Raw genomic sequence first — 10223 nt, forward strand, 5'->3', positions numbered from 1 at the left:
AGAGCGAATAGCGCCAATTTCCTAACCGTCATGGCGAGGCGCGTAGCGCCGTGGCCATCCAGGGGCCGGTGCGAGCTGCCCTGGATGGCCACGCCCCTGCGGGGCTCGCCATGACGACTTGCTTTAGCCGCGCCGCATGCCTTCAAGCGCCTGCCGCTGGCGGCGGAACAGGGCAGCCAGGGCCTCGGCCACGGCGCGGACGGCGGCGTCGCGGCGCAGGTCGCCATGCAGCATCAGGTGGATGTCCTCGGCCAGCTCCGGCACCGGATTGCCGAGGCGCAGCAGGCGGCCGTCGGCATCGCCCAGGAAGCAGGGCAGCAGCGCCACGCCGAGGCCATCGGCCGCCGCGCGGTGGCGCAGATACACCTCGCCCAGCCGGCAGCGCAGGACACCCTGCGCCGCCACCGCGTCGAACCAGGCGGATTGCGACGGCGTCCGCTCCGGCTCCGGCAGGCCGATGAAGTCGAGGCCGGCCAGGCTGGCGTCACCGCCCAGCCCGCGCGGCTCCAGATAGGCCCGGGCGGCGTAGAGGGCGAAGCCGATGCGGCCGATCCGGCGGGCGGCGAGATCCCCCTCCTCCGGCACCCGGCGCATGCGCAGCGCGATATCGGCCTCGCGCCAGGCCAGGTTGGCCCGGGCGCGGGAATTGCCGATCGTGATCGCCTGGCCGCTCCCGGCCAACAGATCCTGCAGACGAGCGGTCAGGAACAGCGCGACCGAGCTGGTGGCCGAAATCTGCACCGGCTCGGTCTCGGCGGAGGCCTGCTGCAATTCCCGCAACAAGGCGCCCGCCCCCTCCTCCATCCCGCCGGCCGCCTGCAGCAGCGCCCGGCCGCGCGCTGTCAGCTCCAGCCGGTTCGGCAGGCGATCGAACAGCCGGGCGCCGGCTAGATCTTCCAGCGATCGCAGGTGCCGGCCGATGGTGGGCTGGCTCAGCCCCAGCCGCCGCGCGGCCTCGGTCAGGCTGCCGGTCCGGGCGACGGCGAGGAAGATGCGGATGTCGTCCCAGTTCGGCTCGCCCGTGGTCACGCTCGGTCCAGCAATCGATGCAGCTGGGCGTATTGCAGCAGGAGAATGGTCTTGCCGTCCATGATCTCGCCGCGTTCGACCATCGCCAGCGCCTCGGCCAGGGTCGGCTCCAGCGTCTCGATATCCTCGCCCTCGGCCTGTACTCCGCCGCCATCCGACGCCCGGTCGGCCGGGCTGTATTCGGCGACGAAGAACACCAGCCGCTCGGTCACCGATCCGGGGCTCATGAAGGCCTCGAACACCCGGCGCGGCGCCGCCACGCGGTAACCCGTCTCCTCCTCCGCCTCCTGGCGGATCGCGGTCTCCGGGTCGCGGTCGTCCAAGAGGCCGGCGCAGGCCTCGATCAGCGGCTCCGGATGGCCGTTGACATAGGCCGGGAAGCGGAACTGCCGGGTCAGCAGCACCCGGCCGCGCGCCGGGTCGTACAGCAGGATCGCCGCGCCGTTGCCGCGGTCATAGGTCTCGCGGCTGACGGTCTGCCAGCTGCCGTCCTGGCGCCGATAGTCGAAGGTGGTCTTCTTCAGCACGTACCAGTCGTCGGACAGGGTCTCGACCGACTTGATCCGGATCCGCTCCTGCATCAGGCGCATCCCGGCACATCGGACAGGCTGCGATAGACCGGGCGTCCGGCCTGCTCGAAGATCGCCACCATCGCCTCGGCCCCGACGGACGGGCCGCCGATCCGTAGGCAGGCGTCGCAGCGCCGCGCGACCCGCTCGCCGATCGGGTGGAAGATCTCGTCGAACACCGCGTCGCCGAGGCCGGTCGAACCGGCGGTCTCGACCAGCGGCAGGGCCAGGGCCTCGCCGGTGATCGGCAGGTGGCCGGCGCGGAACAGGCGTAGCGCGGCCTCGTTCATCGCCCGCATATTGGCCGCGATCAGCCGGGGATCGTCGCCGGTGCCCGAGCGATACGGCCCGGCCACCAGGATCATGAGGGGAACTGCCAAGATACCTCCATCTGTCCTATCGATGACGGAGGTATCCTGACGACCGCCCGGATGGCTGGGAGCGCCCCAGACCTGAACGATGGGTATTCAGAATTGAGGGGCTGCGTCCCGCCCCCTAGGTCAGCCTCTCCCACAGGAAGGCGTGGATCAGCGCCTGATTGAAGGCAGTCTGGGCATTGTTGGCGGCGGCGCCGTGGCCGCCCTCGATGTTCTCGTAGTAGCGGACGTCCTTGCCCATCGCGATCATCTTCGCCGCCATCTTGCGGGCATGGCCCGGATGCACCCGGTCGTCGCGGGTCGAGGTCAGGAACAGCACCGGCGGGTACGCCGTCTCCTGCCGCAGGTTCTGGTAGGGCGAGAAGGTCTGCAGGAACGCCCAGTCCTCCGGCTTGTCCGGGTCGCCGTATTCCGCGGCCCAGGAGGCGCCGGCCAGCAGCTTGGTGTAGCGCTTCATGTCCAGCAGCGGCACGGCGCAGACGATGGCGCCGAACAGCTCCGGATAGGTCGTCAGCATGTTGCCGACCAAGAGGCCGCCATTGCTGCCGCCCTCGATGCCGAGGCGCGGGACCGAGCTGATGCCGCGGGCCACAAGGTCGCGCGCCACGGCGGCGAAATCCTCATAGGCGCGCGGCCGGTTCTCGCGCAGCGCCGCCTGGTGCCAGCGCGGGCCGTATTCGCCGCCGCCGCGGATGTTGGCCACGGCATAGACGCCGCCGCGGTCAAGCCACAGCCGCCCCTCGCCCGGAATGTAGTGCGGCAGCAGCGGCACCTCGAAGCCGCCATAGCCGGTCAGCAGCACCGGGGCCGTGCCGTCTAGCGGCAGGTCCTTCCGGGCGATGACGAAATACGGCACGCGGGTGCCGTCGGCCGAGGCGACGAAATGCTGCTCCACCGCATAGGGCGAGGCGTCGAAGAAGGCCGGCGCCTGCTTCAGCGTCTCGAAGCCGGGCTGGCCGGCGGTGCCGCGGTACAGTGTGTCCGGCTCGAGGAAGCCGGAGGCCAGGACCAGGATGTCGTCGTCCTGGTGCGGCGCGGTGCCGACATAGGCGATGGTCGCGGCCTCGGGCAGGCCCTCCAGCGCTTGGCGCCGCCAGCCGCCCTCGCCCGGCGTCAGCACCTCGACCCGGCTCTTCACGTCATCGAGGATCTGCAGCACCAGGTGGTTGCGGGTGCCGGAATAGCTCGACAGCGCCGTGGTCTCGCTCGGCTCGAACAGGGCGACGGGCTCGCGCTTGCCGGCCAGCCAGTCGTCGAACGGAGCGGCCAGGAGCGAACCGCCGGCATAGCTGCGGCCGCCGACCGTCCAGTCCGTGCGCGGCGACACCAGCAGCCAGGGGCCGTGGGTGCCGGCCTCGGCGTCACGCGGCACGTCGATCAGGGTCAGGCTGCCGTCGTCGCCCAGCAGGTAGAGCTCGCTGGTGTAGAAATCGATGCGGCGGGAGACGAAATCCCGCTCGAAGCCGGGGAACTCGTCGCGGACGGCGTCGACCGCGAGATCGTCCTCCTGCCCCTCATAGACGGTGGTCGCCGCCTCCAGCGGCTGGCCGCGCCGCCACAGCTTGGCGATGCGCGGATAGCCGGAGCGGGTCAGCGACCCCGGGCCGAAATCGGTGCCGATATAGATCGAATCGGCGTCCTTCCAGCCGAAGCGGCTCTTGGCCTCGGGCAGGAAGAAGCCGTCGGGCACGAAGCTGCGGCTCTCCAGGTCGAATTCGCGGACGACATGGGCATCGGCGCCCCCGCGCGACAGGGCGATCAGCGCCCGTTTGTAGTCCGGCTCCAGCACGTCGGAGCCGTGCCAGACCCAGTTCTCGCCCTCGGCTTCGGCCAGCGCGTCGAGGTCCAGCAGCACCTCCCACACCGGCTCGGCGGTGCGGAAGGAGGCGAGCGTGGTGCGCCGCCACAGGCCGCGCGGATGGGCGGCGTCGCGCCAGAAATTGTAGCAGCGGTCGCCGCGGCGGACGATATGCGGCAGCTTCTCCTCGGAATCGAGGATCTCCAGCATCTGCCGGCGCATCCGCTCGAACTCCGCCGTCTCGGCGAGGCGGCCGGTGCTCTCGGCATTGCGCGCCCGGACCCAGTCGAGGGCCTTTTCGCCCTCGATGTCCTCGAGCCACAGATAGGGATCGTCGGAAGCGTCCATGGTGCCCGTGCCGGTTGCAGCGTTGGCCGGCCAGAATAGGGACGGCTGCCGGAACGGGCCAGCCTTACGGGCAGGCTGCGACAGAGAAGGCCCTATCCCCTCACTGTCATGCCCGGGCTTGACCCGGGCATCCAGAAGGTGTCGACGCCCTCTGGATTGCCGGGTCAAGCCCGGCAATGACAGAAGGGTTGGAGCGTCGAACGCCCCTTACAGCCCCGGCCGGTAGTTTGGGGCCTCGTGGGTCACGGTGATGTCGTGCACATGGCTCTCGCGCAGGCCGGCATTGGTGATGCGCACGAACTCGGCCCGCTGGTGCAGGTCCTCGATGGTGCGGCTGCCGGTGTAGCCCATCGCCGCCTTCAGCCCGCCCACCAGCTGGTGGATGACATTGGCGATCGGGCCCTTGTACGGCACCCGGCCCTCGACGCCCTCCGGCACCAGCTTCAGCGTGTCCGACACCTCCTGCTGGAAGTAACGGTCGGCCGAGCCGCGCGCCATGGCGCCCAGCGAGCCCATGCCGCGATAGCTCTTGTAGGAGCGGCCCTGGTACAGGATCACCTCCCCCGGCGCCTCGTCGGTGCCGGCGAAGAGCGAGCCCAGCATCACCACGTCGGCGCCGGCGGCGATGGCTTTGGCCAGGTCGCCGGAATATTTGATGCCGCCGTCGGAGATCACCGGGATGCCGGCCTTGCGGCAGGCCTCGACGCAATCCATCACCGCGGTCAGCTGCGGCACGCCGACGCCGGCGACCATGCGGGTGGTGCAGATGGACCCCGGCCCGATGCCGACCTTGACCGCGTCCGCCCCGGCATCGATCAGCGCCTTGGCGGCGTCGGCGGTGGCGACGTTGCCGGCCACCAACTGGGTCGAGTTGGTCAGGCGGCGCGCCCGCTCCACGCTCTTCAGCACGCCCTCGGAATGGCCGTGCGCGGTGTCCAGCACCAGCACGTCGACCCCGGCGTCGAACAGCGCCTCGGCGCGGGAGATGCCCTTGTCGCCAGTGCCGGTGGCGGCGGCGACGCGCAGCCGCCCCTGCTCGTCCTTGCAAGCGTTGGGGTGCAGCTGCGCCTTGACGATGTCCTTGACCGTGACCAGCCCGATGCAGCGGTAGTCCTGGTCGACCACCAGCAGCTTCTCGATCCGGTTCTGGTGCAGCAGGCGCTTGGCCTCGTCCTTGCCGACGCCCTCGCGCACCGTGACCAGGTTGTCCTTGGTCATCAGCTCGCGCACCGGCTGGGCCGGGTTGCTGGCGAAGCGGACGTCGCGGTTGGTCAGGATGCCGACCAGCATGCCGCTCTTCTCCACCACCGGGAAGCCGGAGATGCCGTGCCGGTCCATCAGCGCCAGGGCCTCGGCCATGCTGGCATCGGGGCCGATGGTGATCGGGTTCACCACCATGCCGCTCTCGAAGCGCTTGACCTTGCGCACCTCCTCGGCCTGGCGGTCGATGTCGAGGTTGCGGTGGATCACGCCGATGCCGCCGGCCTGGGCCATGGCGATGGCCAGCGGCGCCTCGGTGACGGTGTCCATGGCGGCGGAGAGCAGCGGGATGCCCAGCTCGATCCGCTTGGTCAGCCTGGTCCGCGTGTCCGCTTCGGCGGGCAGGATCGACGAGGCCTGCGGGACCAGCAGGACGTCATCGAAGGTCAGGGCGTCGCGGAACTGCATGTGAGGGCTCCCAGAGCTTGGAAGCGCCGCAATATAACCCCCCTCCGGGCGTTGTGAAGCGCAGATCTAGGGGGCCAGCCTTGCGTGGGGCGGATCTTGAGAGCCGGACGGGACGTACCGGCGCGGCCTATCCGCCGGACTCCCGCCCCTTGAACTCCGTCGCCACGACATAGACCTCGGAGCTGTCCTGCCGGCTGGCCGCCGGCTTGACGTGGCGGACCTTGGCGAAGTTGCGCTTCAGGATGTCGAGCAAGTCCTTCTCCGCCCCGCCCTGGAACAGCTTGGCGACGAAGGCGCCGCCCGGCACCAGCACGTCGAGGGCGAAGTCGGCCGCGGTCTCGGCCAGCGCCATGATGCGCAGATGGTCGGTCGCCGGGTGGCCGACGGTCGGGGCCGCCATGTCGCTGAGCACGATGTCGGCCGGGCCGGCCAGCGCCTCCTTCAGCCGGTCCGGCGCCGTCGGGTCGAGGAAGTCCAGCTCCAGGATGGTCGCGCCGGGCACCGGGTCCATGCCGAGATAGTCGATGCCGACCACCTTGCCGCCCGGCCCCACCCGCTCCAGCGCCACCTGCACCCAGCCGCCCGGGGCGCAGCCGAGATCGACCACGCGCATGCCGCGGCGCAGCAGCTGCAGCTTCTCATCGAGTTGCAGCAGCTTGAAGGCCGCGCGCGAGCGGTAGCCCAGGCGCTTGGCCTCGGCGACATAGGGGTCGTTGAGCTGGCGCTCCAGCCAGCGGGTCGAGGATGGGGTGCGCTGCTTGGCGGTCTTCACCCGCACGGTCAGGCCGCGGCTGCCGCGGCCGCTCGGCCCCCCTGCCCTGGCGCTGCCCGCGGATCCAGGCTTCTTCGGTGTCTTCATCGGTCCCGGATATGGTCAGGCGCGGCGCGTCTGCGCCTCGGCCAGCAGGTCGAACAGGATGCCCTCGCGCACGCCGCGGTCGCCGACCCGCAGCTTGCCGACCGGCCAGGTGTCGCAGATCGCCTCGAGGATGGCGCAGCCGGCCAGCACCAGGTCGGCGCGGTCGCGGCCGATGCAGGGATAGGACGACCGCCCGGCATAGTCGAGGCCCAGCAGCATCCGGCTGGCGCGCCGCGCCTCCTCGAAGCTCAGGGTGCAGCCATCGACCTCGGAGCGAATGTAGCGCGGCAGGCCGAGATGCACACCGGCCAGGGTGGTGACGGTGCCGGAGGAGCCGATCATCTGCACCCGGCCCTGGGCGATCAGCCCGCGCAGGTTGTTGCGCGCCTCGAATCCGGCCAGGGCGGCGGCGGTGGTGGCGCTCATCGCCGCGTAGGTCTCCGGCGAGACCTCGTGGCCGCCATGCAGCTCGGCCAGCGAGACGACGCCGAGCGGAATGCTGAGCGCGTCGAGCGTCACCGGATGGCCGTCGGAATCGATCTTCAGCCAGGTCAGCTCGGTCGACCCGCCGCCGATGTCGAAGATGATGGCATGCGGGATCGCGGGGTCCAGCAGCGGGGCGCAGCCGGCCGCGGCCAGGCGCGCCTCCTCCGCCGCCGGGATCATCTCCAGCCTCAGCCCGGTCTCGCGCCGCACCCGGTCGCGGAAGGCCGGGAAATTGTCGGCCTGGCGACAGGCCTCGGTCGCCACCGCGCGCGACAGGATCACGTTCTGCCGACGGATCTTGGCGGCGCAGATACGCAGCGCCGACAGGGTGCGCTGCATCGCCTCCGGCTGCAGCCGCCCGGTCGCGCCGACGCCCTCGCCCAGCCGGACGATGCGGCTGAAGGCGTCGACCACCTGGAAACCGCCGATCGCGGCGCGCGCGATCAGCAGCCGGCAGTTGTTGGTGCCGAGATCCACCGCGGCGTAAAGAGGTTCGGGCCGCGCCGCCCGACGTCGATCGCCGGCCGCGGTGGCCTCCGAGATCGCGATCGACTCCACCACTGACATTCCTTCCATGGCCGTCCGTCCCTTTTCGAACGGCGCCTCCGTCCCTTCATCGAACTGTAGCGCAGGCACGGCCAAAGAGGAAATGGGCCGGGAGTCGCATCCGGTATCGGCATGGCTGCCGTTCGTTCACACAGGCCTTTACACGGGCAGATCGGTGGGGTAGACACCCTCCCGCCGGCCGCTGGGGGATCGTCTAGTGGTAGGACAGCGGACTCTGACTCCGCCAGCCTAGGTTCGAATCCTAGTCCCCCAGCCAACTCCGGCCCTTCCGGACAGTTTGGCCTCCTGCGCGGCTTTCGCGAAGCCTCCGGCATTGCCTTGCGACAATCCCGGTCTGGCCTTCGGACAGCCCCGGCGTGTACGGTCGGGCCCTCCCGAAACCGACCGGCGAGGCCGAGCATGCGATCGGCAGTGATCATCTTCGCAGCGGCGATCGTGGCCCGGGCGGCCATCACGCCGGTCTACTACCTGATCGAGGACAACGGCGACGACGCGGCCCCGGCACCGGTGGCGATTCTGGCCGGCAGCCTGGAACGCTGCGAGCAGGCGCTGGCAGCCTCGCCGGCGCCGCGCGTCCGCTGCGAGAGCATCTCGGGCTTCCGCCATCTGCTGGCCTCGGCCGATTCGGCGCTCGCCGCCCTACGGCAGGCCGCCGAAGCCACGCTGCAGCCGGTCAGCGATCTCCAGGACTCGACGATCGACGCCATGCAGGACGCGGCCACTTCCGTCGTACAGGACGCCGCCGTCGATGCCGTCCAGGATGCGATCGGCGGAGAGGATGACTCGCCCGTGGAGTGAGCCGGCAGCCATCCGCCACAGCCGGGAATTGCGGGTCGACACGGCCGTCATAATTCCGTAACACCAGGGCCGAGGGGCATCGGTTCTTGGAGTTTTCATTGGTTACCTTTGCCCCGTCCCGCACGCGGGCGGCCGATGATCTGCCCTTCGGCATCACCGTCATCCTGCCGCTCGTCCTGTTCCTGGCCTTCAGCCTCGCCCTCACTCTCCGTCCCGATCTGCGCATCACCGTGCTCGAAGGCGAGCTCGGCGTGCTCGAGAACTCCCAGGCGGCCATCCTGCTGCTGTCGCTGATCGCCGGGCTGGTCCTGTTCGGGCGCGCCCGCGCCGCGCGGGATCGCGGCCTGACGATCTGGGCGGCTCTCCTGGCGCTGGGGTCGTTCTACATGCTCGGCGAGGAGATCAGCTGGGGCCAGCACTATATCGGCTGGGCCGCCGAGGGCTGGTTCGCCCAGGCCAACGACCAGCAGGAGACCAACCTGCACAACACCTCCGCCTGGTTCGATCAGAAGCCGCGGGCGCTGCTGGAGACCGCGATCTATGTCGGCGGCATGCTCTATCCGCTGGTGACGGCCCTGACCGGCCGGCTGCGCATCGCCCGTCCCTGGTGGCTGATGCCGACCTTCGCCGGCTTCACCGCGGCGGTGCTGGTGCTGGTGACGATCCTGCCGGAATGGCTGCACCTGTTCGGCTTCGGCCAGGGCCCTAAGCCCTATCGTGCCGCCGAGCAGCAGGAGCTGTTCATCTACCTGTTCGTCCTGCTCTACACCCTGTCGCTGCTGCGCCGGCTGCGCGATCGGACCGCGTGAGGGCTGCCGGTCCGAGGCCTAAGGCTCCCCGGACCGGTCGGCGCCTTAAGCCTCGCTCTGCGAATCGCCCTTCAGCACGGCCGCCACCTCGGGATGACCGAAATGCTCGGCCCAGCCGAACGGCGTGCTGTTGTAGGTCCGGTCGCGGACGGCCGGGTCCGCTCCGTGCTGCAGCAGCAGCCGGGCCGCGCGGGGATCGTTGGCCCAGCCGGCCGCCATGTGCAGCGGCGTGACGTCGGCGGTGTCGCCCCAGATGGCGCGCCGGTCGACATCCGCTCCCTGCGCCAGCAGCCACTCCACCGCCTCGGCGCGATGGCACAGCAGTGCCCAGTGCAGCGCCGCCCCGTTGTGCGGCACGCCGTTGATATCGGCGCCGCGAGCCAGCAGCGCTGCCATCGCCTCGATCCGCCCGCCGCGGGCCGCCCAGGTCAGCGCCTCGTCCAGCACCTCCTGCGCTGCGCCGGTCATGTGCCATTCCGGGAAGCCGCTATGCGGCCGGTAGAAGCCGCGATGGTATCCCGCCTCCGGCCGCAGAGTGCCATCGGCCGCGAAGAACAGCCCGACTAGGTCCATCCGCCCGAGGCCGGCGGCGATGCGCAGGTTCAGCGGCGCCACCACCTCCGCCGCCAGCCGTTCCGCCATCGCCGCGTGGCCCCAGAACAGCGCCACCGCCAGCGGCGTGCCGCCGTCCCAGTAAGCCTCTGCTTCGACTGACCCGCCGGCCGCGATCAACCGGTCGAGCAGGGCCAGCCGCGCCTCACGGTCGCCACGACCACCACCATAGGCGATGTCGTGCAGCGGCCCCCAGCCCTTGTCGTTGGTGAGGGCCGGGTCGGCCCCGGCGTCGAGCAGGTCGTCGGCCAGGACCAGCCGGTTCATCGAGATCGCCAGCATCAGCAGCCGGTTGCCATTGGT

General features: G+C 70.4%; 10 protein-coding genes and 1 tRNA gene. 3 read left to right on the forward strand and 8 right to left on the reverse strand.

Annotated elements, in window-relative coordinates:
• Positions 1 to 123: 123 nt before the first annotated feature.
• The 7 genes from ABDW35_RS02665 to ABDW35_RS02695 form a co-directional block, all read right to left on the reverse strand.
• Positions 124 to 1029 (reverse strand): LysR family transcriptional regulator, encoded by a 906-nt coding sequence (locus ABDW35_RS02665; RefSeq protein WP_343712298.1) that lies wholly within the window; start codon positions 1027 to 1029, stop codon positions 124 to 126.
• On the reverse strand, positions 1026 to 1610 hold the full coding sequence (locus ABDW35_RS02670) for an NUDIX domain-containing protein (protein ID WP_343712299.1): 585 nt from the start codon (positions 1608 to 1610) through the stop codon (positions 1026 to 1028). The genes ABDW35_RS02665 and ABDW35_RS02670 overlap by 4 nt, the downstream gene beginning before the upstream one ends.
• A complete protein-coding gene (locus ABDW35_RS02675) occupies positions 1610 to 1978 on the reverse strand; it encodes a hypothetical protein (protein WP_343712300.1) in 369 nt (122 codons plus the stop codon). The genes ABDW35_RS02670 and ABDW35_RS02675 overlap by 1 nt, the downstream gene beginning before the upstream one ends.
• Before the next feature lie 115 nt (positions 1979 to 2093).
• The gene (locus ABDW35_RS02680; protein WP_343712301.1) at positions 2094 to 4121 is read right to left on the reverse strand and encodes a prolyl oligopeptidase family serine peptidase; all 2028 of its coding nucleotides are present in this window, start codon (positions 4119 to 4121) and stop codon (positions 2094 to 2096) included.
• 207 nt (positions 4122 to 4328) lie between these two features.
• The gene (gene guaB / locus ABDW35_RS02685; RefSeq protein WP_343712302.1) at positions 4329 to 5789 is read right to left on the reverse strand and encodes an IMP dehydrogenase; all 1461 of its coding nucleotides are present in this window, start codon (positions 5787 to 5789) and stop codon (positions 4329 to 4331) included.
• A gap of 127 nt (positions 5790 to 5916) precedes the next feature.
• Entirely contained in the window at positions 5917 to 6648 is a 732-nt protein-coding gene (locus ABDW35_RS02690) for an RlmE family RNA methyltransferase (RefSeq protein WP_343712303.1), read from the reverse strand.
• A gap of 15 nt (positions 6649 to 6663) precedes the next feature.
• Positions 6664 to 7710 (reverse strand): Ppx/GppA phosphatase family protein, encoded by a 1047-nt coding sequence (locus ABDW35_RS02695; RefSeq protein ID WP_343712304.1) that lies wholly within the window; start codon positions 7708 to 7710, stop codon positions 6664 to 6666.
• A 173-nt stretch (positions 7711 to 7883) separates the two neighbouring features.
• Here ABDW35_RS02695 and ABDW35_RS02700 point away from each other — a divergent pair.
• The 3 genes from ABDW35_RS02700 to ABDW35_RS02710 all read left to right on the forward strand — a co-directional run bounded on the left by ABDW35_RS02700 (position 7884) and on the right by ABDW35_RS02710 (position 9308).
• A tRNA-Gln gene (locus ABDW35_RS02700) sits at positions 7884 to 7957 on the forward strand.
• 143 nt (positions 7958 to 8100) lie between these two features.
• On the forward strand, positions 8101 to 8499 hold the full coding sequence (locus tag ABDW35_RS02705; protein WP_343712305.1) for a hypothetical protein: 399 nt from the start codon (positions 8101 to 8103) through the stop codon (positions 8497 to 8499).
• A 98-nt stretch (positions 8500 to 8597) separates the two neighbouring features.
• Positions 8598 to 9308: a hypothetical protein gene (locus tag ABDW35_RS02710; RefSeq protein ID WP_343712306.1), complete on the forward strand. Its 711-nt coding sequence runs from the start codon at positions 8598 to 8600 to the stop codon at positions 9306 to 9308.
• 45 nt (positions 9309 to 9353) lie between these two features.
• On the opposite strand, the gene ABDW35_RS02715 is transcribed toward ABDW35_RS02710, so the two are convergent.
• A partial coding sequence (locus tag ABDW35_RS02715; protein WP_343712307.1) for an ankyrin repeat domain-containing protein occupies positions 9354 to 10223 on the reverse strand: 870 nt, incomplete at its 5' end.

The sequence above is a fragment of the Inquilinus sp. genome, assembly GCF_039594555.1.
Taxonomy (GTDB): domain Bacteria; phylum Pseudomonadota; class Alphaproteobacteria; order DSM-16000; family Inquilinaceae; genus Inquilinus.

What these genes read in the sequence shown, in the direction of transcription:
- ABDW35_RS02670 (WP_343712299.1), bottom strand. Translation starts at nt 1,610, where the DNA reads ATGCAGGAGCGGATCCGGATCAAGTCGGTCGAGACCCTGTCCGACGAC.
- ABDW35_RS02680 (WP_343712301.1), bottom strand. Translation starts at nt 4,121, where the DNA reads ATGGACGCTTCCGACGATCCCTATCTGTGGCTCGAGGACATCGAGGGC.
- guaB (WP_343712302.1), bottom strand. Translation starts at nt 5,789, where the DNA reads ATGCAGTTCCGCGACGCCCTGACCTTCGATGACGTCCTGCTGGTCCCG.
- ABDW35_RS02690 (WP_343712303.1), bottom strand. Translation starts at nt 6,648, where the DNA reads ATGAAGACACCGAAGAAGCCTGGATCCGCGGGCAGCGCCAGGGCAGGG.
- ABDW35_RS02695 (WP_343712304.1), bottom strand. Translation starts at nt 7,710, where the DNA reads ATGGAAGGAATGTCAGTGGTGGAGTCGATCGCGATCTCGGAGGCCACC.
- ABDW35_RS02705 (WP_343712305.1), top strand. Translation starts at nt 8,101, where the DNA reads ATGCGATCGGCAGTGATCATCTTCGCAGCGGCGATCGTGGCCCGGGCG.